The sequence below is a fragment of the Salinimonas iocasae genome, from assembly GCF_006228385.1.
Lineage (GTDB): Bacteria > Pseudomonadota > Gammaproteobacteria > Enterobacterales > Alteromonadaceae > Alteromonas > Alteromonas iocasae.
In genome coordinates this window covers 1471033-1496532 of the sequence record NZ_CP039852.1, presented here as the reverse complement: position 1 = coordinate 1496532, position 25500 = coordinate 1471033, and the positions used below count along the sequence as shown (strand labels likewise).

The window sequence follows — 25500 nt, the reverse complement described above, 5'->3', positions numbered from 1 at the left end:
TTGGGATGCAATTCAGTTACGCTCGATAAATAGCCTCGGGCTAAAGATAGACGAAAAAAAAGCTTCGCAAGCGAAGCTTTTTTAGACTTACTGTTCAATAAAATGAATATTGTCTATCCAGACGGCATCGGCACCATCACTCACCGAGTTGTCTTTTACATATCGCCAGGTAAGCAACGTTGTTCCTGCCTCGATTGAAAATTTGACTGTTCCGGACTGATTGCCGGAAGCAACATACCGTGATGAGCCATTTATCAGGAACTCGAAATAGTCGAAACCTGATTCGCTGTCGATTTTAAATTCGAACTGCACCGAACCGGCACTTAAATTAACTACTTTATCAATAGTGGCAGTTTCACTATCGCTCAAAGACTCTGCTGATTTCAGGCTGAAATTGCCATCTATCGCATCACTACCTGACACTTCCCATTGCTCTATCAAGTCGCCTGTTTCGATAAAACCAGATAAACTTTCTGACTCGAAAGAGAAATAGGTAGGGGCAATACCAGCTGGCGTAGAGCCAGAATCTAGTGGGTCAGAGCTGTTCCCGACTTCAACAAAATCGGTAAACGCGTCCCCATCAGTGTCTACCATCAGCGGATCTGTAGAATAAGTATTTAATTCAGCACCATCGTTCAACCCATCGCTATCTGTGTCAGATTCCAGCGGGGATGTTCCTGTGACCTTTATCTCATTAAAATCGCTAAGACCGTCGCTATCCGTATCACTTAACGTAGGATTTGTGCGATTGATAAACTCTTCGGCATTTACCAAGCCATCGTTGTCAGAATCGAGTTCACCATCCGCAGTGTCCTCAGGGTCTAAACCGTAATAGTTTTCCCACCAGTCATTGGCCGAGTCACCATCGCTGTCCCGACCAATTTCAATTGCTCGGGTAAACCCATCTTTTGTAATCAACAGTAGATCCGTAGGTAACAGCGCCAGGCTACCGCTAACGTCGATTTCCCCCTCCAGCGACCCCGTGGTGCGATCAAAAACTTTGGTAAAACCGTTGTCGGATAAAAGTAACTTATCTTTAGCCAGCACAAAATTATCTATTGAACTGACAAAAACATTTTCCAGCAGTGTTTCTGCAGCCAAATTACTATCTGTCTCGCGGATAACATCTATATCGCCATAGGAGCTAAAGACATAGATGAGCCCTTCGACAGAAACGAACCAATCCCAGTAACCCACTACTTTTTGAGCAGTGATTTCCAGGGTCTCGATATTAATTCGGTAGAGCTGCTCATCAACATATTTTAAGATATGAGAAGGATATGAACCTGACTGCAGGATTCCGGCAAAGCGCAAGTCCGTACCTGATGTATCACGCTCTTTTAGGATGCTGCCATCCGATAAGTCCACGGTGACTAGTTTATCGTCGTAAAGTTGCACGACTAGACGACTACCACTGACAACAAAATCGTATACCTGAGAGTCAAAATTTCGCTCCCACTGGATAGCGTTTTGCGCGCTGTATGCTCTCACTGATTCATCAGTGACTGTTATCAGCTGATTATCGTCTGACTGTGTAGCCCTTACATTGTAACCGCCTAGTAACTTCTCATTTAATAGTTCACCGCTACCGGCAGAATAGAAGTGAAGTTTAGTTTCTGAATGAACAACAAGTGTATCACCCAGTAAGTAAAGATTTTTGGTCGTGTACTCTTCTGCATCAACCGCAGCAGTCCATAGCGTGGTCCCGGTGACTAAATCGATAGCGACAACCTGAAGATTGTTTGTCAGTGTGAATAGCCTTGTTGTGTCAGCTACTATTTTTTCACCAATCACATCCACGACAGACCAGCGACCATTTGCCAGGTTTGTTACATCATTGCTGACAGCTATAGGGTTGAAGCGTTTAGATGATTCATCCGAACCATCAGATAATTCGGTTGCCACAGGCACGTCGGCAATATCAAAAATATCGGTGCCTGCGAAGTACTCCTGCACATTGCTAAAGCTATCATTATCATCATCTGTTTTAGCATCACCAGCAAGCGTTGGAGACAAGCCTAAACCAACCTCATCCCCATCCAGAATTCTGTCACCATCAGTATCCTGCAAAAGAGGGTTTGTACTATAGCTATTAATCTCATCTCCATCAGACAGATTATCAAAGTCAGTATCAGGCAGATTCACATCAGTACCCTGCTCATACTCAGCAATATTTGCCAATCCATCCGCATCAGTATCACTCATGCTATCGTCAGCATTGATGGCCAAGCCGTTCAACGCTTCATAGGCATCGGGCATACCATCGTTGTCTGAATCACTCAATAACGGGTTAGATGAAAAAGTCACGACCTCTTCGTAATCATTCAGGCCGTCAGAATCAGTATCTACCTCAAGTAACGATGTGCCATTTTCGACTTCGGCGCCATCGTTTAATCCGTCGCCGTCTGTATCGCTGAGAATTGGAGATGAACCGATTTCCACTTCCTGCCCGTCTGACACACCATCAGAATCGGTGTCACTTTGTGCAGGATTAGTGGCGTTTACAAACTCCAGATAGGTAGACAGGCCATCATTATCCGCATCTTCCCCAGCATCTTCAGCGATTGTATCGCTGTAACCATTTTGAGACTCCCACCACTGGGGGATGCCATCACCATCCCCATCAGCCAGTGAGATGACTTCAAAGAAGAATTGTTGGTAGTCATAGCTAACTGCAACAATATTGTCACCAGACTGTTCTAACCCAACGATAGTACCAGGAGTAGTAACCGACCCGACTTGTTTTAGCGTCTCACCATCGTAAAGGTTCACCAGCGTCGGTGTATTGTTGGCTACCGCAATAAGCGCGTTCTCACTGAATACCATGTGTGAAAATGAGGGTAAGCCGGTTTCGTCGACTGCGTAAGAGTCGGTGTAGAAAAGGTAGCCGTTGCTGGCTAACAATTGATTTTGCGATAGTAATACGAGCTGTTGAAGATTATTCGTCGCACTATCATCGATAAGACGTTCATTCAATAGCAGTCCATTGAACTGATCTACCTCAATAGCGCTTATCGAACCATAATCGCTGTAAAAATAGAAATTTGTATCTGCCGGGTTAAAAATTCCATCAGTGTAATAATAGCTTGCAGATATGCGGTCGCGCACATTTGCGTCAAGGTCAAGGGTGGTATAATAAGATCCACCATGATCATCACCCATTGCCATCAAAAAATCGCCAACTAAATGCAGGTTATTTAAATAACCGCTTAGCGAACCAAACGCTGAGGGTATTGGTATGGGTTGCCCAACATCAACTTGCTGTATGAGACCGTTCCCATATCCAATGTAAATAGCATTTTTGCTTTCAACAAAGAAGGCAGTTTGTACATAAGAACGCTTATCTAAAATGACAGGATTTAAGAACGCTTCTTGTTCTATATCCCAGCGATGAAGCAATGCATTGTCGTTATCCAGCAGATACAGTCGCGATGCATTATCGGTAAAGGTTTTTGCAGGAAAGAAAGACTGAATTCTGCCCGCTATATCACACTTTCCGTTCACACCATGGGATGACTCCCAGCATGCACTGTCCATGGGAAACGCATCAACGATGAGCGTATCATTACCATTAAGTTCAGTATTTATAGTATCGGGAAAACCATCACCATCCGAATCTACAGACGCCCTGGCATTAGTAGGGAAAGCGTCTTGCGCATCATTGACGCCATCGCCGTCTGAATCGAGTGTGAGAGTCAGTGATTGAGTGAGCAACTGGCTATTAGCCAGGTTTGTTATATAAACATCATTTTCTATAGCAAAGATGCTCTGATAATCAGGAACAGTACTTTCCTGTATCAGGGACAACTCATTATTAAACCGAAGCAGCCTGTCACCGTCTTCTGTACTTGTTATCAGGATGATTGTACCGTCCTCTAACCATACGCCATCCTTTGCAGAAAGATGTAGAGACGTGACGTGCGCAAATGTTTCGGTCGAATAAATAGTCCCATCATCTAACATGAACTGCGTACCATCGGGACTGAGCAGAATTGTCGATACTCCACTGACAATATCGCTATATGTCAGGATTTCCGCCGTTAAAGCATCTTCGTTGTAACTGACTTTGAAAATGGTGCCACCTTCGTTGACCAGGTAGGCTAAACGATGTTCTCTATCAATAGCATGACTGCTAACTTGCAGATAACTCAAATCACTGTTTGCCTCACCAACACCGTCTTTATTTATCAGCTGGCCCGACTCATACGTAGTAACAAAGATACTTTCTGGCAATGCCAGTAAAGTGAAAGGTACGTGCTCGAAAGACTTGAGTACCTGTGCGCCATCCGGGTCGAAATGAATTAGTAGATTGTCTGCATTAATCCCGTAAATATCATACGTCTGCGTGGTAACAACTGCCTTTTCCAGACTGACACCTGTTAGTACTTTTTCGATATTGCCATTTTCTGCGTGCTGCACGACAACGTGAACGATGCTTCCCGATTCTGATCGCGCAAAATGCGCAACACGCTGGTCTTCAAGCGTAACAGTTTCAACGCTATCCATGCGCCCAAGGATTGAAACCCAGCAATCAGACCCTTTACCATCCTGTTCCAGAAAGCATCCGGCATCTGATGGGAAAGCATCCTCGCTATCTTCTATCCCGTCGCCATCTGTATCAAAAGGACCATCGTCATCGATATCCTCTATACCGTCACCATTCCAATCGAGGTCAGTGTCATCAGGGATACCATCTCCGTCAAAGTCACTACCAAAAGGACGAGGTACGTAAACGTTTAAATTTGAACGAGAAAATCCACTATCCACTTCAATTCCAAGCTTTTCCTGCTCGTTGAGCATAAGCTCTAGTGTAAGCTCAACCGTAAAGGGATCGTCTGTTTCCGGATTGCCATCCTGATCAGTACCCGGAATAGGTAAAAAGGCGACAGGGGCATTGTCGAGTACTTCGATTAGCTGCGATGAGAGTTCGGTATCGTTGAGCTTTCCGTCAAGCTCACCATCAAGGATGTCTTTGGCTATCATTGAAGCTATAGTTGCAACATCTGTATCTAAACCTTCGGCAGCGTAGTGGAAAAGAGCAGCAATAGCTTCGTTATAGGTGCGATGCGCTAGCAGCACTTCCGGGTCTGCTATTCGCTCATCGCCAACCAGCGGCGAGGAAAAGATATCGAAGGTATCAGGAGCACCTAATCCCAGCTTATTGTGTAACACGCTCATGAAGTTGTTTCTGGCGCTCTGAACGTTTACGGGGGCTGGATTTCTTTCAATAACAGCCAGTGAAACGATATGTGTTAATGGGGATATATTAACGTTATCGAGATCGTTCAAATCGTCTTTTGTTACGAGCGATAACATAGAAGGGAAAATAGGTGCAGATCCGGTGTTAAGGTCAACACTGTTTTCCTTAACAACCATTTCTAACAAATAAGCATCATCTTCACCGTCAACCGAAAGACCAGAAAAGCTGCCGTCTGCAGACGTTTCCGTAGATACCAGTAATGCACCTTTTAACTCTGGCTTGTCCCGTTCGATGATGTAGAGGTTTACGGTTGCATTGGCAACCGGCCCCTTAACAACACTACCTGAAATTTCAATTTTTTCAGGTTCTTCTGGCGTATCTGGTATAGTTTTGGGCGGCTCTTGTGGTGTAGGCTCAGCACTATCGGAGCCACCGCCACAGGCAGTAAGAAAGAGACACGTTGAAAATATTAACGCACGGCTGATACAGCGCATCATGACAAATCCTTTTGAACAACATCAATGCTTAATGACGCATATAATAACCTTCACTGATAAAAAAATGAACAAAAAGATTTGTCGATTGTAATTACGGATTCAAGAAAGACTGCTCAGCAGCGCCTGCGCTTCTTCCTGTTGTTCATCGCTGCCCTTTTCTACCACTTCACTCAACAGCTCTTTCGCTGCTACCAGATCGTCCATTTCCATATACACCCTGGCCAGGTCGAGATTAGCGCTTTGGCCGGCATCTTTATCAATATCGATCACATCTACATCTTCACTCACACCACTGTAGTCAGAGAGGCTTACATCAAGCTCAAGTGGCATTTCCTCAAACTGACTATCATCCTGCATAGACTCATCAAGTAGTGTATCTACGTCGAGGAACTCATCTTCACGACTACGCTCCGTTGTTTGCGAGTCGTTACCTGGCTCATTCAGCAGTGCTGCTAAATCCAGATCCGGGTTATCAAGTTTTAATTCGTCATCTGCCGGTGCTGCTTTAGTTGGCGCAGCCTCATCCATTTCCTCGAGCAGATCGTCAAACTCTGAAGACTCCAGATCATCAAAAATCGTTTTGTCACTTTTATCCGTTTCTGTGAGCCATTCATCCAGCCCTGGTACATCTTCAAGTTCATTGATCTCCTTTGCACCAGACTCAGGAACGATGCCATCAACTTCCTGTTCCAGCGCAAATTCTTCAACATCATCTTCATAATCGACGCTCAGAACACTGTCATCGAAATCATCTTTGGATTCATTATTCGTCGAATCCAGTGAAGATGCACTATCGGAAAAGCTGGGGATATCATCAATAAAGGTTTTATCAAATTCGGCGAGCGCATCGTCCAGTGGATCCGCGTCATCACTATTGGCAACCGTAGCGTGCGACTCATTCAGCTCGTCTGACTCAGGCTGAATATCGCTATCCAATACGTCATCAGACTGAAGATCTGATGCTGTATCAACATCGCTTTCTGAATCACTGTCAGATAGCGCCGACTGCGCCTGCTCGTCTGATTCGACGTCGGTTAGCGTGGCTTCGGCATCATCTTCAGGCTCATCTTCGACCAGCCCGTGCGGCTTTGCTTCATCAGCTTCTAGATCGCTTTCTGAATCATTATCTGATACCGCCGGATGCGCCTGCTCTTCTGATTCGGCGTTGGTTAGCGTGGCTTCGGTATCATCTTCAGGCTCATCTTCGACCAGCCCGTGCGGCTTTGCTTCATCAGCTTCTAAATCGCTTTTTGAATCACTATCTGATAACGCCGACTGCGCCTGCTCTTCTGATTTGGCGTCGGTTAGCGTGGCTTCGGTATCATCTTCAGGCTCATTATCGAACTGCGCTTGCGGCGATTCTTCGTCAGTTTCTAAATCGCTTTCTGAATCACTGTCTGATAGTGCCGGCTGCGTCTGCTCTTCTGGTTCAGCATCGATTAGCGTGGATTCGGTATCATCTACAGGCTCATCTTCGACCAGCCCATGCGGCGCATCTTCGTCAGTTTCTAAATCGCTTTCTGATTCACTGTCTGATAGCGCCGAAGGCTCCTGCTCTTCTGTTTCAGCATCGATTAGCGTGGATTCGGTATCATCTACAGGCTCATCTTCGACCAGCCCATGCGGCGCATCTTCGTCAGTTTCTAAATCGCTTTCTGATTCACTGTCTGATAGCGCCGAAGGCTCCTGCTCTTTTGATTCAGCTAGACTGGCTTCAGCGTCGTTTTCATCTTCGATTTCAGACTCAAGTTCCGCAAGTAGCTCTTCAGTTAGCGCATCTTCCGGAACAGCGCTGTCTTCATCAACAGGCTCTTCTTCACCTGCTGGTACCGGGCTGGTTTCAGCCTCCGTCTCCATGCCACTTTCAAGCTCAGCCAGCAGCTCATCGGAAAGATCGTTAAGTTGCTGCTCTTCTTCACCCTGCTCAGCAGACAATTCTGCAAGAAGTTCGTCGCTCAGCGGATCATCAAAACTGGTCGCACTTGTCTCTTCTTCGTTCTGCAGCTTTTCGATGATGTCGTCATCAAAAACCTCAGTACTAATTTCATCTGTTTCTATCTCGTCCAGACTGACGTCATCAAGACCTTCAGCGAGGTCATCGAGGCTCTGAATTCCTTGTGGCGATGGCGTAGAGCCAGTGTCAGCAAATTCATCGTCGTCGTCATCCTCAACATCAGGCAACCCACCCATTTGCTCAAGCTGGTCAATTTCATTGAGGATATCGTCGGCAAGGCGATCCAGCTCTTCGTTTTGCTCATTGATTTCTTTGTCGAGCTTATTGAGCATCGATTCGTCGACATTGCCATTGTTGACATCCAACTTGTCTTCGACACTCTCCTGCTCTTCTTCAAGCAGGTCATCAATACTTATTTCAGGTTTATCATCAGTATCATCGACGGCCCCGGGTAATGGTGCGAGAGGCGCTTCTTCTGCCAGTGCCGGCTCATCAGTAACAGGTTCCGGATCGGTGGCGGAATCTTCAACCGTAGCGGTGAAATCGTCCTCGGTTACCGGCTCAGCAAACGCGTCCTGAGAAACAGGCTCTGCGGGAATATCTTCGTCCTGTTCGTCAGCGGTATCTATCACATCGCTGGTTTCATCGTCGGCAAGATCAATGCCGTCGAAATTTTCCTCAAGCATTTCTGCAGACAAATCTTCTTCATCAAAAAGATTGTCGAGTTCATCCTGATCCAGCTCTGTGTCACCAGACTCAAATGCATCGTCCTCACTGTCGGGTACCAGCATATCATCATCAAGATCTGAGAAGTTCTCCAGCTCATCATCCAGGGCATCTTCCAGCTCGGAGGATAAAACGTCGTCGAGCAACTCCTCATCGTTGAACAGTTCATCGTCAGAGAGCTCAGCATCATCCTGCGCCAGCTCGCTGGTCAGGCTGGTCGACAAATCGTCAATTTCGGTATCAGGCTCCGGGGCAGCCTGTACAGGGCTGCTTTCAGTATTCGATGCCGCTGTTGCAGGTTCATCAGAACGTCGTTTTAACAGCCATGCGGCCAGTGCGCCGGCAAGTAGCAACGTGATTATTCCGGATCCGATAATCAGGCTGGCAGGTTGTGTGAGCGTAGAAGCAATGCCGCTGCTCTGCTCGGCCTCACGCTGAGCGCGCTCCTGTCTCACTATGTCAAGAAGCTCTTTTTGCAGAGCTAACTGCTCATCCATCTGAGCCTGAACGTCACCCTCTACCTGTTCTCTCAGATTCATCAGGTCGGTATTGACTTGTTCTACCCGGTCATAGAGTTTTTTGTTCTCGTTCAGCAAAGACTGCACACTATCCAGAGAAAGCGCAAACTGGTCTCTGAGTGCCTCGAACTTTTCAACCTGCTGGGCATCCAGAGCACTAATTTTTTCTTCTATCTGAGAACGGGTATCTGACAGTTCGTCTTTATTAACCAGGGGCACCGCAGGCTTAATATTATTACCGGTGGCAGGATTACTTTGAATTTGCGCGAATGCTTTATCGTTTTGATCTGCAAACTGCTTTGCCTGTGCTTTGTCTATTCGTGCTATAAAGCGCTCGGAGGGCAGTCTAAGCGTTGCACCATCAACTAACAGGTTAAAATTGTTTTGTTCGAAATCGTTGGGGTTAAGCTCGTAAATGGCCTGCATGACCTGATACACAGAAAGCTGTTCGTTCTGACGGTACCGGCTGGCTATCCGCCATAATGTATCTTGCTCATCAATAGGGCCGTATGTTGCGCCAGAATATTGATCTGTTGCATCCTTCGGTCCACGCAGTTGAGTTTGTCTTTGCTGAGCATCCACATTTGCTGCTGGGAATGTGCTAAGTAACAGCAATACAACCAAACCCATAAAATGCAATTTCATAGCGTTCCTATAAGCCTTCAAATGTCATGCTCACAACACGAAAAGCGGTGCTCGCGGCAGGTACTATCTTACAGCGAGCGACGGCATTGTGATACCAGCAACGAAAGCTGGCTATTCAGTTCTGTTTTTATTATCCGGATACCAGACTCCGCTGGTATCCCTCCTGAGCAATGGCTGCCCAACATCGATAGATTAATATATATCGTGTTGTTGTTTCTACAAACTATAAACCACTGCGAAACGTCAATCTAGCCGCTCGTTACTTTCATCTGAATAACAGAGCAGCTTTCACCCTTATCGGCAAATATTTTATAAAGTTTACAGGTACTTTACAGGTAATCGCGAATCAGAACTTCAGCAATCTGCACGCTATTAGTTGCCGCACCTTTGCGCACATTATCTGATACCACCCACATATTAAGGCCATTGGGATGGCTGATATCATTTCTGATCCTGCCGACATGCACTAAATCATTACCGCTTGCACTGGAAACCTGGGTTGGGAAGCTTGCAGGTGAATCATACACTTTAACCCCTGCTGCATTTTCCAGTAACTGCTTCACATAATCAGCCTCAAGCGGCATTCTGGTTTCCAGATGGATCGCCTCACCATGACCGTAGAAAACTGGTACGCGCACCGCCGTTGCGTTCACCATGATACTCGCGTCACCCATTATTTTCTGGGTTTCCCACACCATCTTCATCTCTTCTTTGGTGTAGTCGTTATCCATAAACTCATCAATTTGCGGGATGGCGTTAAAAGCAATCTGGCGGCTGAAAGCCTCGGGTGTTATCTCTTTGGCATTGAGCAAACCCGCGGTTTGCCGGGCCAGCTCTTCCATCGCATTTTTACCGGCTCCGGAAACCGATTGATACGTCGCCACATTAATACGCTCAATGCCCGCCTCGTCGTGAATAGGTTTGAGCGCCACCAGCATTTGTATGGTAGAGCAATTCGGGTTAGCGATGATATTACGCGTTCTGAAGTCTGCTAACGCGTGGGGGTTGACTTCTGGCACCACCAGCGGAATGTCAGGTTCGTAGCGAAATTGCGAAGTATTATCGATGACAATACATCCTGCTTCTGCAGCGATAGGCGCATAAGTAGCGGACACGGCACCACCGGCAGAGAAAAAGCCAAGCTGTACCTGGCTGAAATCAAAACCATCTGCGTTAATAACTTCAATATCCTCGCCTTTGAAGTTAACCGTACCACCAGCAGAACGTTCACTGGCCAGCGGATAAAGTTTGTTGACCGGAAATTTACGCGCTTCAAGCATCTCGATCATCATCTGACCGACCAGACCTGTGGCGCCCAGAACTGCAACATCAAAGGCTTGTGACATAAAAATTAATACCCCTGCTAATTGAAAAGATTATAGAGCTGCGAAACAGATTATTATAACGTTTCTATGGTAAAGCCTAAACCAGTAAGCTGACGCAGAATGCCTTCAGACACAACACCGCTCAGCGCAATCGTAAAAGCGTTAAACTCTCGCCGGACCCGGTACTGCTTTCGGTACGCGGAAAAGGACTCACCAGCCTGCATAGCATTACGAAAGTCCTTATCATCAATTGTTACATCGTAAATCGACAAGAGCAGCGATGAGATTTCATCCCAGTTCAGTGCTTCCATTGACGGATCACGAGGCATAAACGAAATGGGCTGCGGGGCTGCCAAAAAGTCATCCATGTCTAATTTTACAGGCTTTTTCGCCAGCTCACAAAAGTGCTCGTACACCAGTTGCGTACCCCGCAACTTGCCTTCGATTGAATGACCGGCTATATGACCGGTTGCCAACCAAAGATGTCGGAGCAAACCGGTATTTATATTGGGTTCATTATCAAATACATCCAGCACTACGGTAGGTGCGGACTCATTGTCAAACCGTTGTAAAAGCGCCTCTTCGTTAATCACCTCACCGCGACAGGCGTTGATTAGTAAGTTACCAGCGCCCAGCGACTTAAGCACAGCCGCATCAATCAGATGATGGGTCTTATGGACACCCTCTTTGACAAACGGAACATGCAAAGAGATAACATCACAAGACAATATCTCGCTAAAATCAACAAAGTGCCTGCGATCTCCGGCTTCCTGCCGGGGCGGATCATTCAGTACGTAGGCAATATCAAGCGCCCCCAGCAGGTTGGCCAGGCTTGTGCCGACGTGACCAGCGCCCACAATACCCACCCGAATTCGGCTCAAGTCCAGCTTTTTGTCACGATGGGCAATCAGCAGCACACTTAACACATACTCTGCCACTGCAACTGCATTGCACCCACCCGCATCACGCCACGCTATGTCTCGCTCTTCCAGATAGTGCTTATCAATATGATTGGAGCCTGCCGTTGCGGTTGCCACACAATGTAGATTTTCTGCATTGCTCAGCAATTCTTCATTCACCGGGGTGGTGGAACGCACTGCCAGATAGTCGCACGAAGCAACATCATCAGAGGTAACGGTAGCAGCATTGTAAGAAACGGCCTCTCCCAGCGAAGAGAAATAATCATAGCCGCGCGGGATAGTGTCTTCGTAAAGAATTTTCATAGCGTTTTGCCTGTTTGATTACCAGCAAATGATAGGAGAAACAAAAACAAAAAAACAGCGCATAAAGCGCTGTTTTTGAATCTTAAAAGCTTTCAGGCAGCTACTTGTAGCGCTGCATTACCAGCGTGGCATTGGTACCACCGAAACCAAAACTGTTTGACATAATCGTATTCAGTTCTGCTTCACGGGCCTGGGTAACAATATCCAGTCCTTCTGCCTGTTCATCCAGCTCATCAATATTAATCGATGGTGCGATAAAATCATTCTGCATCATTAGCAGGCTGTATATCGCCTCGTTAACACCTGCTGCACCCAGCGCATGTCCGGTCAGTGATTTAGTCGCACTGATCGGCACCTGCTGATTTGCAAAGACTTCTTTAATTGCAGCCAGTTCCTTAACATCACCAACGGGCGTTGAGGTACCGTGGGTATTCAGGTAATCGATTTTGCCACTGACATTCTGCATCGCCATCTGCATACAGCGAATAGCACCTTCGCCGGACGGAGCTACCATGTCGAAGCCATCTGACGTTGCACCATAGCCAACGACCTCACCATAAATAGTAGCACCGCGGGCCAGAGCATGTTCCAGCTCTTCTACGACCACCATACCGCCACCGCCAGAGCTGACGAAGCCATCACGCCCGGCATCATAGGTACGTGATGCCACAGCAGGGTTATCATTGTATTTAGTAGATAATGCGCCCATCGCATCAAACTGACTGGACAGTGACCAGTGCAGTTCCTCACCACCACCGGCGAAAACCACATCCTGTTTACCTAACTGGATAAGCTCAAGCGCGTTACCAATACAGTGCGCACTGGTCGCACAGGCAGAGGCAATCGAATAGTTTACGCCTTTAATTTTGAACGGCGTTGCCAGACAGGCAGAAACCGTTGATGCCATGCAACGTGGCACCATGTAGGGACCTACCCGCTTTACGCCCTTTTCGCGCAAAATGTCGGCCGATAAAACCTGATTTTCTGATGAGGCACCGCCGGAGCCGGCTATAATACCCGTACGCTCATTAGAAATATCTTTTTCTTCCAGGCCCGAATCGGCAATTGCCTGTTGCATAGCGACGTATGCATACGCGGCGGCATCCCCCATAAAGCGCATTGCCTTACGGTCAATATGCTCTTTTAAATCAATATCAATTGCGCCCCACACCTGACTTCTCAGGCCCATTTCGGCGAATTGTTCAGAAAACGAAATTCCTGACTTGCCCGCTTTCAAAGAAGCCAGCACGTCATCTTTGTTGGTACCGATACTTGAAACAATACCAAGCCCGGTAATAACTGCTCTTTTCATAATTTACCCTTTCTTTTGATGGGGCATATGGTAACGATTTTGTGACACTAAGTGGTCTGCTCTTTCCAGCCCTGATGAACGACGAATTATCGATCATTGACCATCAAATCGTCAGTAAGTGCGCTAAGCACTATATTCACTGTATCATGCGCGCTATGATCATGCAGTCGAAACACATCAAAAGCAGGAAATCCCGGTGAAAACTGATCACGCAAAAGTACACTTTAATGAACAGGGCACACCTGTAGCCGATGACTTCGACGACGTTTATTTTTCCAACGACAGCGGCATTGACGAAACGATGCATGTTTTTATGGCAGCGAACCAGTTGCCGGCGCGCTGGGAAACGCACAAACTGTCTCATTTTGTTATTGCAGAAACCGGATTTGGCACAGGCCTTAACTGCCTTGTGGCCATGCAGGCTTTTGCAACATTTCGCCAGAATAATCCGCATCATCCGTTAAAGCGTCTTTATTTAATCAGCACAGAAAAGTTCCCGCTGCAAAAGGCAGATTTGCAGGTCGCGCTTTCCCATTTCAAACAGGTCTCTCAACCTGCAGAAGCGTTACTTTCTCAATACCCTTGCGCGCTGGCAGGTTGCCACCGACTACAGCTGGACAGCTTTTCAACGACACTGGATATTTGGATGGGCGATATCCATGCCTCTTTACCACAATGGCATGCGCCAGAATCAGGACTGGTTGACGCCTGGTTTCTGGATGGTTTTGCGCCAAGCAAAAACCCGGATATGTGGACAGATGCGCTATTCAGCCAAATGGCAAGGTTGTCGAAAGTTTCAACTACACTCGCCACATTTACTGCTGCAGGGTTTGTGAAGCGGGGCCTGCAGGAAGCCGGATTTGAAATTCAGAAGGTTAAGGGCTTTGGCCGCAAGCGCGATATGCTTGCCGGGCACTATGCCGGCTGTAAGCAGCAGGACAAGTCACGCTTTCCCCGGGACTGGCCCTACTTACGCTATCTGTGCGAGCCGCTTACACCACAACATCACGTCGCAGTCGTGGGAGGCGGGCTAGCCGGCGCAGCCTGCGCATTGGCACTGGTTAATCGAGGCATCAAAGTAACCTTGTTAACACAGAACGCGACGCTGGCTGATGGTGCCTCAGGTAATCCCCAGGGCGGCTTTTACCCACAGCTTCACTCGCAGCCCAGTCCTGCCAGCCAGATTCAGGCACATAGCTTTTTGTATGCAAAGCGGGCGTATCAACGGTTGTCGCATCAGGCCCCCTACCCCTGCCAGTGGTGTGGTGTGCTTCAAATGGACTTTACCGATGAGGTAGCCGTGCGGCATCAGAAACTGACAGACAACCAATACTGGCCTGGCGCTCTGGTGCGTAATGTTGACGCTGAGCAAGCCAGTGAAATCGCAGGGATACCCCTGCAGTGTGGTGGGCTGTTTATCAGCGAAGGCGGTTGGATAAGCCCGCCTGAGTTGGTTGCCTCAATGGTTGAACAAGCAAAGGAAACCGGGCTTTTGGAAGTGCTTACCGACCATGTAGTCTCTCATATTGACTCGAACGATGCGGCAACGCTACATATCGACAAGCAGCAAAAAACCCTGACTTACGACCATGTTGTGCTGGCGACAGGCGCCGACAGTATCAACACACTGTTAAACGATTTACTGCCCTTAAGGCCAGTCCGTGGCCAGGTTGAAGCAATGCCTGCTTCATCGGCAACGCTGAGTAATCTGCAAACCGTTCTGTGTCATAAAGGGTATTTGACGCCACAGATGCTGGGACGTCAGGCAATGGGGTCGACGTATGTTAAAGAAGATATGACCACTGAGGTGAGGGCCAGTGAGACGCAGCAGAATATTGATACGCATAAGAAAGCGCTAAGCAATCAAAGCTGGGTGGAAGAGATTCAGACAGACGGTGTTGCGCGCGCAGCTACCCGCCTTGGATTACCGGATCATCAGGTTGCCTGCGGCAGTCTGCCGACTACGCTTGACCAGCAACCTGTTTGGCAGGAACTTGCAAAAGGAAAGCAGCTAAGTGCGATGCCGGCGCCAAAAACAAGCCATATTCATCTGTTAACAGGTTTAGGCTCACGCGGGTTGACCACTGCCCCACTGATGGCAGATGTGCTGGCCAGCCAGCTTTGCCACCAGCCTCTTCCACTGGCGGAATCTTTACTACAGGCCACCAGTCCGCAGCGATTTATTATCAGAAATACTATCCGGAATCGCTCGCAGGATTAGTTACCCGCTTCAACTGAGTTAAGACTGGTCACCATAAATGCCGGCACATCCACGCTGGCACTGGCCACCAGTGACTGCTCTTCCACACTCACGATGCGTGCGTTTATACGTACGCCCCGTTTGGTTTCTATCATGGTGCCGGTAAGCACGTGGTCCATTTTTGACTGGGCAGCAATTTTCTGAAATCCACGATGCATCACCAGGTCGCCGCGCTCTGTTACATATAAGTCATCAGATAACTTAAAATCAACAACCGCCAGACCATAACTTTGCAGCTGCCCGAGCATATATTCAGCCAGTTGATTGCCCAGTACCGTGGTGTCGTGCAAGGTATGATTGAGCCTGACGAAACTTGCCACGCCCACTTTTTCGCGAGGACGAATTGTACTGGCAGAATCCATCAGTTCCATCGCAAGTTGCCCGGCGTAATCATTCAGTGATTTGTGCGTTAAATCAGCATAAAAGCCCACATACAGCGGGTCCTGGTAGCGGGTTTGCTCCTGTGATTGCGGGCGAGCTTTCAAATCACGCGAGTCCGGTCTATAGACAAGACCGGTATCTTCATGAGGAATTATTACCGGCTCACTTTTTGAGGTATCCCAGGTAGCGGCTCGCATAGCATGATACTGTTCATCGATTGCACTACAACCGGCTAACATTGCTATCAGCACCAAACCGGCAAGACGAGAAGCTCTATCCATTGTTGCTTACCCTTGTGTCAGCTTAACGCCGTCCCGCGTTCCTGGCTTTTCTGCACCATCACTGGGAATAAGTGCATCAACCACATAGAAGGGGATCAGCATTTGCGCGCTGGCGACAACTGCCCGCGACTCAATTCCCAGTATCCGCGCATTAACCATCACACCGCCCTGATGTTTAGCCATGGTGCCAGTTAACACATACTCAATCGGCAGACTGGAGTTAAGGTCCAGATAATCGCGGGATAACAAAAAATCGCCCTGTTTGGTTACCCGGATATAGTCGGTAGCTTTGTAATCAAGAACAGGAATCCTGAACTTGTGCAGCTCATGTACAAACGATTCTGCCATTTGCTGCCCTAATAAGTTGGTTTTCTGAAGATCAGAGTCAAGCAAAGCAAAATTGGTGACGGCTACAGGGGTTTTGGCGGTAACGTACTCCATATTGGAAATCAAATCCTGCGTCAGGTTTTTGACATAGTCTCCGACATGGCGGGTAAGAGGCCGGCCTTTATAAGCCCCCTGCACACTGGAATATATCCGGGGCTGACCAACAGCACCAAAACTGTCAGTTTCATCGCCGTTATAATCGGCCGGCAAAGGCGCGCTGCGGCGATCGGCATCCTGTACATCAATGATTTGCATCGAACCACTTTCATCAGGCGTTTGGCTGGCTGTCTCGTCCGGCTCTTCCGTGGTAGTACAGGCCGTGAGCACCAGTGACAATGCACCGAGCGCGTAATGTTGCAACTTCATCCTCTTTACCCCTTATCCTGCATGCGGTACAAACGCCCCTGACGGGTAGTAACCTGCTCTTCGTCCCAGAACAACCCCGAAGGAAAAAAACGGGTCGCTGCGGCAACCACATCTTTGGTTCTGGCTTCAATGACGCGCGCATTCACGACTGCGCCACCCTGTTGATGAACCAGTGTTCCGGTAATATAAAAATCGATTCTTTCAGGTGCAGACAGATTCTCGATATTGCGAGATAACACACGATCACTATGCTGCCCTATTACTATATCGTTCGAAAGCTTAAACTCTTGAGTTGTAAATCCGCGCTTCGTGGCCTCGGTCATCAGGCCCTGCTCTAACTGGTGCCCCAGTAACATTAAAGGTGACTGGCTCTGGCTGTCATATTGCAAAGAAGTCACGGGTACAAAACCGGCTACCGCGTAGCGCAGGTGTTGAGCAGGTTTAAGGCTGGCGAACAGTTCATTGGCCAGCAGGTAGGTCTGATATTCAATATTGCCCAGCGACTGGCCAACCGGCTGCGCTGAGGGTGTTTGAGCGGTGACGTGTGACTCTTTGTCTGGCTCGGCCGGGCCCGCTGCACAGGCAGTCATTCCTGCCACAACAAGCACCCAAAAAACGCTGCGTGTAATAAGTAGTTTCATAGGCCTGCGTCAAAAATCCTGCAATTTATCAATAAACAAAGTGAAATTGGCAAAAATCGTACCACTCACGACACCTTGATAATTCACCTGATTTGCGCAGGCCGCCATCCAAATCAGCGCTGTAAGGCGGCAATACTATGCCAGAAAAGGAAGAAACATGCCGTTACCGGCGGGCACCGTTGACTAGCTGCTGCCAGAGAGCCGTGACTTTTTTCTGGTCGTCAGCCTCCAATTCATTATTGTCAAAAGCCTGCTGAAGACTCTCTTTTACGGTGGCATCCAACAAATCAATTGTCGCGTTTTGCTCCATCTCAAGGGGACGGGAAATAACAGCGAAATGCCCCTGCAGATAACTGGCAATGAATAACTCATCATCACTACCGTGATCGACCACATTGTCCAGTTGATTTTCAATGTGCATGACAGCATCGATAAATGACTGGTCAGCCAAAGGACTGGGCTGCATAACGTTCTCCTATACTGCCGGATATAATACTTTATCCTGATAACCTGTAATAATCTGGACACTGCCACTTAGCGTCTCATCCAATGCATCGTCGCCTGAATCGAGTCGCAATGGCCTGCCTTCAAGGGCCTGAAGTTTCTGCTTCGTAGCCACGATCAGCATATTTTGTTTTCCCAGGCGTTTTATAAATGCAGGGCTGAGCTGTTGATTGCCGCGCCCCAGAATATGCCCCTGTCCGCCAATAAGTGTGATAACCAGTTTTACAGGCTGCCCGTCGGTAATCTCCAGCAATGTTTTGGCGCTGACATCACTGGCGATAATACGCCTATCGCGGATCACATCTACGCCCAGCAGGGTGTTATCTAAATTGAGCGCGTCCATAATCGCCGCAACCGTTGAGCCCGACCCCATGACATAAAGCGTCTCATCATCCTGCTCAATCATTTCACTTACGTAGTCGGCAATATCATCCAGAACCAGTTCTTCATGTTCCTTGCCGCCCATTTTGACCGCCTGAATATACTCCAGCTCTCTAGGGACTCGCATCTCGCCATAGTACTTTGCAGTAACGTTGCCCTGTCTGAATGCATCCTCGTCAATATCGCGCACCTCTGCATCAAACTCACTGACCAGCTGGCCCTGCGCCATTTTCAGAGCGACCTTTCCGGCCGCTGACGGCGTTACAGCGTATACACCAGAATGTATTTTCACCCCGGCAGGCACTCCTAAAACGACTTGCGTTGCACCTAACTCATCAAATACGTTACGCGCGGTGCCATCGCCACCGGCAAACAGTAATAAATCGATGCCTTTTTCCACTATCGCCCTCACAGCCTGCTGCGTGTGCTCCGCCTCGGTCTGCGCTGTTTGTGGTGTGTAGACCACGTCAGCAGACAGGCCGGCTTGCTCACAGCTGTCCATGCCCATCGCGCCGGAGGCTGTGTAAATTATAAGGTTGTCAGCGCCCTGAAGCTGGGCTAATGCACGGCTCATCTTATCTGCCGCCTGTTGCTCTGCTCCCTGCGCCAGCGCCTTTTCACGAATAGCGGCACCGTCACTGCCTTTAAGTGCTACCGCACCACCAATACCGGCATAAGGGTTAACCACGACGCCCAGCCTGAAGCTTGTTTTGGTTTTCATGCGGCTTCTCCTGAGATACTCGAATGCGATAAGGCAGGTGTATCAAATGCTTTATTTAAGGCAGCGATGAAGCGCTGTGCACGAGGAGGAAAACCCTGATTCAGGTAGGTCGTCAACTGCGCTTTAACCGCCCGGGTAAACCCTTCCCTGTCAGGCTCAGCGCCATCAAGGTTATCAGTGCTGACGGAAAATTGTCTGCCCGCAGCCAGAGTAAAAGCCCACTCGATAGCCTGCGGTTTGACTTCCACCTGCTCAAACTGCTTTTGCTGGGCTTCGTTACGACCATCCGGACAGTACCAATAGCCATAATCCTCCAGCAAACGCCGTTTTGGGCCTGCTACACACCAGTGCGCAATTTCATGTAATGCGCTGGAGAAAAAACCGTGCGCAAAAACAATTTGATGATACCGGGTCTTTTCATCTGCAGGCAGATACACCGGCTCGTCCTCCCCCCGTATAAGCCGGGTATTAAATTCATCATGGAATTCAGCGTCGAAGATGGCGATTAACGTAGGAAGTGCTTCATCATCTTCGTAGTCACTGGCGCTATTGTTCAAGGCAGACCTTTTGGCATAGTAAAAACTGGCAGGAGTTTAACAAATCAATCAAAAATAGACTATGTTGCTGCGCAGAAACAGCAGACGAATAATGCTAAATTCGTTAGCATCAGTGAATCATTTATTGTTAAAAAAACGCATGAATAATCTGGACTGGCAATTTGATGCGCCTTATACGCAAACGTGGGCGATACAGAATGCGCATATTGATCACTACAATCACGTTAATAATGTTGCGTACCTTTCGCAACTGGAATCGCTGGCGTGGGCGCATACTAACGCGCTGGGTTTACGCTTTGAAGACTATCAGGCGCTGGATAGTGCTATGGTTATTCACCGTCACGAACTTGATTACATACTGCCCTGTCATCAGGGCGATGAACTGGCATGCAGCACCTGGATAACCGCATGCGATGGTCGTCTTCACCTGACCCGCCAATTTCAGTTTATCTGTTTACGGCGTTTTAAAACGGTGTTTAAAGCAAAGACTGAATTTGTTTGTGCCCGATTGTCTTCTGGCGCGCCCAGACGTATGCCCCAGGCATTCAAAAACACCTATTGCGGCGCTGTGATACCCCAATGAGTAAATGGCGTTGGGTTATCATCAGCTTGTTGATTGTCTCGGTAAGCGGCAATGTTTTTCTGCTTTACACGCTTGCTGACTTAAAAAAAGCTGACTCAGAAAACCTGCAAACGCCACTCTCCTCTTTACCCGCTGCGCAACCAGCAAAAGGCGACAGCACCTCAATCGGCGCTAAAGCAGAGACGACAGCAAACCGTCCTGCCACCATGAAAGTGTTTATTTCGCAACTTTTAGCGCAGGCTGATTATGAGCAGGCCCGGTATCACCTGCAAAACGCACTCAAGCAGCAGCCCCGTGATGCTGAACTACTGCTTCTGGAAGCTGAACTTTTGAAAAGAACCGCGCCCCTGAGTGATGTGGCGCTGCATTATTTCGATATGCTTGATATGTCATTAGCGCACGCTGTTCAACAAAAAGTCAGCGTGCTTTTGCATGAGCTGGTTAATGATGCTATCGACCACCTTTCACAAACAGAAAGCTGGACGGCTCTGGCAGTGTTTACCGAGCCGCTCTTTCAGTATGCGCCTGGTAATCGGCAATTCACTGTAGCGTTAGCCACAGCCTATGCCGAACAACAAAAATTAGGGTTAATGGAAGCAACCCTCGCAGCTTTGCCTCCTGATGATCCGGCGCATAATGAATTCGCGTCTAAATATTATTCCGAGCCTGAACCCGAGCAAGCGCTGACCGAACCTGGTTCGTTACCCTTCGATGAGTCTGCCCCGCGCATTGCGTTACTTCCCCGGGGGAACCATTATCTGGTTCCCCTAAGCGTAAACGGCAACGCATTATCGTTGCTACTGGATACGGGTGCATCGCAAAGCGCATTGTCAGCTGATGTATTTAATCGAATCAGAAACAATATGTCCTATCAGTTTTTAGGGAATTTCACCATTTCAACGGCGTCGGGTTTGAGTCAGGCTGCGCTTATTGAGGTAGAGTCAGTGTCGCTTGATATATTTCATTTAAAAAACGTTAAAATGTTCGTGCTTCCCGATGCTGCTAAACCCAACGCCGATGGCTTGTTAGGCATGAATATTCTCGGCCAGTTTACATTTTTTATCGACCAGCGGTCGAACGCCCTCCACCTGCAAAAAGATCATTAAAATTTCAGACAATTTTTAATGTTCATATTAGAACCAGTCCCCACGTTTTGCCCGTAGATACCGGCACATTCACAATAAAAGGAGAATGTATTTATGGGTGCTTTAACAGGCAAAAAAGTGGCCATTCTGGCTACCGACGGATTTGAACAGGTCGAACTTACCGAGCCAATGGAAAAAGTCAAAGCTGCGGGTGCAGACGTAGACATCGTTTCACTGGAGTCAGGTGAAATTCAGGGTATGAACCATGACGAAAAAGGCGATATGTTTACGGTAGACAAAACGATAAATGACGTATCGGCTGAAGATTACAACGGCCTGATTCTGCCGGGTGGCGTGCTTAACCCCGATACACTGCGCACTAACGATAAAGCTGTACAGTTTGTCCGTGATTTCTTTGTACAACACAAGCCTGTGTCAGCTATCTGTCACGGTCCGTGGATGCTGGTTGAGGCAGATGTGCTTGAAGGCCGTACAGTAACCTCATTTCCTTCGATAAAAACCGATATTCTCAACGCCGGCGGCAACTGGGTAGACGAAGAAGTTGTAGTCGACCAGGGATTGACCACAAGCCGCACGCCGGATGATATGGAAGCATTCTGTAAAAAGGTTGTCGAGGAATTACGCGAAGGCAAACACGATCGCCAGACTCCCTAAGTATTCCACTCCAACCAGGTAATTTATGCCGGGCACATTGTCCGGCACTCTTCCAGATTCTCAGGAAATTGTTATGACAGATTTATTCAGCACCGGCATCGTGGGTGACACTGATGTGAAAAACCGTATTTTCATGGCGCCACTGACCCGAAGCCGCGCCGATGATGCCACCGATGAGCCGACAGACATGTCGATTACGTACTATGAACAGCGCGCCTCTTCAGGACTGATAGTCAGTGAAGCCACGCAGATTAATCCTCAGGGAAAAGGATATATATGTACCCCCGGCATCTATACGGTGGAGCAGGTTCAGAAATGGCGTGAAATCAACGAGGCTGTCCATGCAAAAGGTGGCAAAATTTATCTTCAGTTGTGGCACGTTGGCCGCATCAGTCATACACACTTTCAGCCCGAGGGTAATAAGCCCCTGGCGCCATCGGCAATTACCCCCGACATCGATGTTTTTTTTGACGGCAAAAAACAGCCTGCCTCAGAACCTCAGGCAATGACTATTGAGCAGATAGAGCAAACGGTTGAAGATTATCGCCTGGCCGCGAAGAATGCTGAACGCGCTGGCTTTGACGGGGTAGAAATTCACGCAGCTAATGGTTATCTGATAGATCAGTTTTTAAGAGACAAAACCAACAAGCGTGATGATGAATATGGCGGTTCTGTGGAAAACCGCATGCGCTTTTTAAGTCGGGTAACCGATGCCGTACTTAGCGTATGGCCAGCAGAAAAAGTTGGCATTCGCCTCTCTCCTATCGGAAACCAAAATGATATTGCCGACAGCGATCCGCTTACTGCATTTACGTATTACATTCAGCGTTTGAACGATTACCGGCTGGCTTATTTACATATGGTCGAGCGTTTTCCTGGCATGCCGACAAGCAACAAAGATTTGAAGATTCAGGAAAGCCTGCGTAATACTTGGAAAGGTTTTTATATTGCTAATGGTGATTACGATTATCTGTCCGCCCAGGTGGCGGTGAAGTCGGGCTACGCTGATGCTGTGACATTTGGACGACCTTATATTGCCAACCCGGATTTGGTTGAGCGATTTGAAGCCGGCGCTGAGCTTAATGAACAGGACCAGGATACGTTCTACGGCGGGGATGAGAAGGGGTATATCGATTACCCGTTTATGAATGAAAACGATATGTAACGACGTTTAATATTATCATGCTGCGCGGCAGCTGTGTTCAGCTCAGCGCAGCATGATCAACGTTTACAGTGTTGCAGCCAGTCTCGTACCCTGGTCAATGGCACGCTTAGCATCAAGCTCCAGTGCCTCGTCCGCCCCACCAATCAGATGATGTGGTGCATTCAAACCTTCTATAACTTCACGCAACGGTTCCTGACCGGCGCAGATAATAACGTTATCAACCTCAAGCAATTTCTCCTGCCCCTCAATAGTGAGCAAAAATCCATTGTCATCAATCTTTTTATATTCCACGCCGGGGATCATGGTGACGCCTTTCATCTTCAGGCTGGCACGGTGTGCCCAGCCAGTGGTTTTACCCAATCCCTTACCCATCCTGGAGGTTTTACGCTGTAGCAGCACAATCTCACGGGATGAAGGCTCTGGCTGAGGCTGCATCCCATTCACGCCGCCGCGGGCAGAGAAAGACATGTCAATTCCCCATTCCTTCATAAATGCCTCGATGTTCAGGCTGGGCTGAGATTCACCATGTGACAAATATTCAGCAGTATCAAAGCCAATGCCACCGGCGCCAACAATAGCCACCTTTTGCCCAACGGGCTTTTTGCCCTTGATAACATCGACATAAGAAAGCACTTTGTCATTATCAATGCCTTCTATATCAGGTATGCGTGGGAAGATTCCTGTAGCAATGATGACCTCATCAAAACATTCATCATTGAGTAAAGCTGCTGTTGCTTCAGTATTGAGTTTAACGGTCACATTGTGCAGCTCCAGCTGACGGTCAAAGTAACGCAGGGTTTCGTTAAACTCTTCTTTACCCGGAATCTGTCTGGCGATATTAAACTGACCGCCGGTCTTATCATCTTTATCGTACAATGTAACAGCATGGCCTCGTGAGGCAGCAGTTACGGCTGCAGCCAATCCGGCCGGGCCCGCACCGATGACGGCTATGCGCTTAGTTTGCTCGGCCGGTTGAATAGTCAGTTCAAGTTCATGACACGCCCGCGGGTTAACCAGACAGCTGGTCAACTTACCGTTAAAAACATGATCAAGACATGCCTGATTACAGCCGATGCAGGTATTAATCTCATCGGCTCTGTTTTGCTCTGCTTTTATCACGAATTCAGCGTCAGCTAAAAACGGGCGCGCCATTGAGACCATATCGGCATCGCCGCGGGCTAACACTTCTTCAGCCACATCAGGCATGTTAATTCTGTTTGATGTGATAAGCGGAATAGACAACGCTTCGCGAAATTTAGCGGTAACCCACGTAAACGCGGCACGCGGTACCCGGGTAGAGATTGTCGGGATACGCGCCTCGTGCCAGCCTATGCCAGTGTTTATTATGGTTGCGCCGGCTTTCTCTATTTCCTTACCAAGCTGAACGACTTCCTCATAATCAGAGCCATCTTCTACCAGATCCAACATCGACAGACGGTATATAATAATAAACTCTTTTCCAACGGCTTCACGTACCCGCCGCACGACTTCAATAGGCAACCGAATACGGTTTTCGTATTCTCCGCCCCACTTGTCATCACGCTGGTTGGTGCGCGTAACAATAAACTGGTTCAGGAAATAGCCTTCAGATCCCATGATTTCCACGCCGTCATACCCTGCGCGCTGAGCCTGTTTGGCGGTATAGATAAAATCCTGGATTTGCTGTTCAATTTCCTCGTCGGTCAATGCTTTAGGCTTGTAAGGATTTATAGGAGCCTGAATGGCAGAAGGTGCGACGAGCTTTTCGGTATACGCATAGCGACCGGTGTGCAGAATCTGCATACATATTTTTCCGCCCGCCTCATGCACTGCATCGGTGACTTCTTTGTGATTGGCTACCGCCTTATCAGAATTGAGCCGCTTAGTAATTGGATGGGTTGAACCTTCTTCATTTGGCCCGATTCCCCCGGTAACAATAAGGCCAACGCCACCGCGGGCGCGCTCAGCATAAAATGCCGCCATATGCTTATGACCGGCAGGCATTTCCTCGAGGCCGGTGTGCATTGAGCCCATAATGATACGGTTTTTAAGTTCAGTGAAGCCCAAGTCAAGGGGGCGAAACAAATGCGGGTACTGGGTATGAGCCGAATCGGTCTTGGTCATGATTATTCCT

At 48.1% G+C, this 25500-nt stretch carries 17 protein-coding genes; 5 read left to right on the top strand and 12 right to left on the bottom strand.

The window, feature by feature from the left end; genetic code table 11:
- Window positions 1-87 precede the first annotated feature (87 nt).
- The 5 genes from FBQ74_RS06530 to fabB form a co-directional block, all read right to left on the bottom strand.
- On the bottom strand, window positions 88-5697 hold the full coding sequence (locus tag FBQ74_RS06530; protein ID WP_139755909.1) for an outer membrane protein assembly factor BamB family protein: 5610 nt from the start codon (window positions 5695-5697) through the stop codon (window positions 88-90).
- A gap of 99 nt (window positions 5698-5796) precedes the next feature.
- Window positions 5797-9540, bottom strand: a complete 3744-nt coding sequence (locus tag FBQ74_RS06525) for a FimV/HubP family polar landmark protein (RefSeq protein ID WP_139755908.1) — start codon at window positions 9538-9540, stop codon at window positions 5797-5799.
- Window positions 9541-9869: 329 nt separating this feature from the next.
- On the bottom strand, window positions 9870-10886 hold the full coding sequence (locus FBQ74_RS06520; RefSeq protein ID WP_139755907.1) for an aspartate-semialdehyde dehydrogenase: 1017 nt from the start codon (window positions 10884-10886) through the stop codon (window positions 9870-9872).
- A gap of 53 nt (window positions 10887-10939) precedes the next feature.
- A complete protein-coding gene (locus FBQ74_RS06515; protein ID WP_139755906.1) occupies window positions 10940-12088 on the bottom strand; it encodes a 4-phosphoerythronate dehydrogenase in 1149 nt (382 codons plus the stop codon).
- A gap of 100 nt (window positions 12089-12188) precedes the next feature.
- The gene (gene fabB / locus FBQ74_RS06510) at window positions 12189-13400 is read right to left on the bottom strand and encodes a beta-ketoacyl-ACP synthase I (RefSeq protein ID WP_139755905.1); all 1212 of its coding nucleotides are present in this window, start codon (window positions 13398-13400) and stop codon (window positions 12189-12191) included.
- Window positions 13401-13596: 196 nt separating this feature from the next.
- Here fabB and mnmC point away from each other — a divergent pair, with 196 nt between their 5' ends.
- Window positions 13597-15621 (top strand): bifunctional tRNA (5-methylaminomethyl-2-thiouridine)(34)-methyltransferase MnmD/FAD-dependent 5-carboxymethylaminomethyl-2-thiouridine(34) oxidoreductase MnmC, encoded by a 2025-nt coding sequence (gene mnmC, locus FBQ74_RS06505; RefSeq protein ID WP_139755904.1) that lies wholly within the window; start codon window positions 13597-13599, stop codon window positions 15619-15621.
- Here the strand turns inward: mnmC and FBQ74_RS06500 are convergent.
- The 6 genes from FBQ74_RS06500 to FBQ74_RS06475 all read right to left on the bottom strand — a co-directional run bounded on the left by FBQ74_RS06500 (window position 15618) and on the right by FBQ74_RS06475 (window position 19879).
- Window positions 15618-16322 (bottom strand): FlgO family outer membrane protein, encoded by a 705-nt coding sequence (locus FBQ74_RS06500; RefSeq protein ID WP_139755903.1) that lies wholly within the window; start codon window positions 16320-16322, stop codon window positions 15618-15620. The two genes, mnmC and FBQ74_RS06500, sit on opposite strands and share 4 nt — an antisense overlap.
- Window positions 16323-16328: 6 nt before the next feature.
- Complete coding sequence (locus tag FBQ74_RS06495; RefSeq protein WP_139755902.1) at window positions 16329-17075, bottom strand: FlgO family outer membrane protein; 747 nt, start codon at window positions 17073-17075, stop codon at window positions 16329-16331.
- Between the two features lie 5 nt (window positions 17076-17080).
- Window positions 17081-17716, bottom strand: coding sequence for a FlgO family outer membrane protein (locus tag FBQ74_RS06490; RefSeq protein WP_168190619.1), 636 nt, complete (start codon window positions 17714-17716; stop codon window positions 17081-17083).
- Between the two features lie 163 nt (window positions 17717-17879).
- Window positions 17880-18182, bottom strand: a complete 303-nt coding sequence (locus FBQ74_RS06485) for a YfcL family protein (RefSeq protein WP_139755901.1) — start codon at window positions 18180-18182, stop codon at window positions 17880-17882.
- Between the two features lie 9 nt (window positions 18183-18191).
- The gene (locus tag FBQ74_RS06480; protein ID WP_139755900.1) at window positions 18192-19322 is read right to left on the bottom strand and encodes an ATP-NAD kinase family protein; all 1131 of its coding nucleotides are present in this window, start codon (window positions 19320-19322) and stop codon (window positions 18192-18194) included.
- Window positions 19319-19879, bottom strand: coding sequence for an elongation factor P hydroxylase (locus FBQ74_RS06475; protein WP_139755899.1), 561 nt, complete (start codon window positions 19877-19879; stop codon window positions 19319-19321). Before FBQ74_RS06475 ends, FBQ74_RS06480 begins: the two co-directional genes overlap by 4 nt.
- A 91-nt stretch (window positions 19880-19970) precedes the next feature.
- Here FBQ74_RS06475 and FBQ74_RS06470 point away from each other — a divergent pair, with 91 nt between their 5' ends.
- The 4 genes from FBQ74_RS06470 (at window position 19971) to FBQ74_RS06455 (ending at window position 23387) form a co-directional block, all read left to right on the top strand.
- Window positions 19971-20462, top strand: coding sequence for an acyl-CoA thioesterase (locus tag FBQ74_RS06470; RefSeq protein WP_232371982.1), 492 nt, complete (start codon window positions 19971-19973; stop codon window positions 20460-20462).
- Window positions 20459-21568: a retropepsin-like aspartic protease family protein gene (locus tag FBQ74_RS06465; protein ID WP_139755898.1), complete on the top strand. Its 1110-nt coding sequence runs from the start codon at window positions 20459-20461 to the stop codon at window positions 21566-21568. The genes FBQ74_RS06470 and FBQ74_RS06465 overlap by 4 nt, the downstream gene beginning before the upstream one ends.
- Before the next feature lie 93 nt (window positions 21569-21661).
- Window positions 21662-22222 carry a type 1 glutamine amidotransferase domain-containing protein gene (locus FBQ74_RS06460; RefSeq protein WP_139755897.1) on the top strand — a complete coding sequence of 187 codons (561 nt, stop codon included), beginning with the start codon at window positions 21662-21664 and terminating at the stop codon, window positions 22220-22222.
- A gap of 73 nt (window positions 22223-22295) precedes the next feature.
- Window positions 22296-23387, top strand: a complete 1092-nt coding sequence (locus FBQ74_RS06455; RefSeq protein WP_139755896.1) for an alkene reductase — start codon at window positions 22296-22298, stop codon at window positions 23385-23387.
- Between the two features lie 63 nt (window positions 23388-23450).
- Here the strand turns inward: FBQ74_RS06455 and FBQ74_RS06450 are convergent, their stop codons facing one another.
- Window positions 23451-25490 (bottom strand): NADPH-dependent 2,4-dienoyl-CoA reductase, encoded by a 2040-nt coding sequence (locus FBQ74_RS06450; RefSeq protein WP_139755895.1) that lies wholly within the window; start codon window positions 25488-25490, stop codon window positions 23451-23453.
- Window positions 25491-25500: the final 10 nt, after the last annotated feature.

Coding starts and splice junctions, on each gene's coding strand:
- FBQ74_RS06530 (WP_139755909.1), bottom strand. CDS start 5,697: ATGATGCGCTGTATCAGCCGTGCGTTAATATTTTCAACGTGTCTCTTT.
- FBQ74_RS06525 (WP_139755908.1), bottom strand. CDS start 9,540: ATGAAATTGCATTTTATGGGTTTGGTTGTATTGCTGTTACTTAGCACA.
- FBQ74_RS06520 (WP_139755907.1), bottom strand. CDS start 10,886: ATGTCACAAGCCTTTGATGTTGCAGTTCTGGGCGCCACAGGTCTGGTC.
- FBQ74_RS06515 (WP_139755906.1), bottom strand. CDS start 12,088: ATGAAAATTCTTTACGAAGACACTATCCCGCGCGGCTATGATTATTTC.
- fabB (WP_139755905.1), bottom strand. CDS start 13,400: ATGAAAAGAGCAGTTATTACCGGGCTTGGTATTGTTTCAAGTATCGGT.
- FBQ74_RS06500 (WP_139755903.1), bottom strand. CDS start 16,322: ATGGATAGAGCTTCTCGTCTTGCCGGTTTGGTGCTGATAGCAATGTTA.
- FBQ74_RS06495 (WP_139755902.1), bottom strand. CDS start 17,075: ATGAAGTTGCAACATTACGCGCTCGGTGCATTGTCACTGGTGCTCACG.
- FBQ74_RS06490 (WP_168190619.1), bottom strand. CDS start 17,716: ATGAAACTACTTATTACACGCAGCGTTTTTTGGGTGCTTGTTGTGGCA.
- FBQ74_RS06485 (WP_139755901.1), bottom strand. CDS start 18,182: ATGCAGCCCAGTCCTTTGGCTGACCAGTCATTTATCGATGCTGTCATG.
- FBQ74_RS06480 (WP_139755900.1), bottom strand. CDS start 19,322: ATGAAAACCAAAACAAGCTTCAGGCTGGGCGTCGTGGTTAACCCTTAT.
- FBQ74_RS06470 (WP_232371982.1), top strand. CDS start 19,971: ATGCTAAATTCGTTAGCATCAGTGAATCATTTATTGTTAAAAAAACGC.
- FBQ74_RS06465 (WP_139755898.1), top strand. CDS start 20,459: ATGAGTAAATGGCGTTGGGTTATCATCAGCTTGTTGATTGTCTCGGTA.
- FBQ74_RS06460 (WP_139755897.1), top strand. CDS start 21,662: ATGGGTGCTTTAACAGGCAAAAAAGTGGCCATTCTGGCTACCGACGGA.
- FBQ74_RS06455 (WP_139755896.1), top strand. CDS start 22,296: ATGACAGATTTATTCAGCACCGGCATCGTGGGTGACACTGATGTGAAA.
- FBQ74_RS06450 (WP_139755895.1), bottom strand. CDS start 25,490: ATGACCAAGACCGATTCGGCTCATACCCAGTACCCGCATTTGTTTCGC.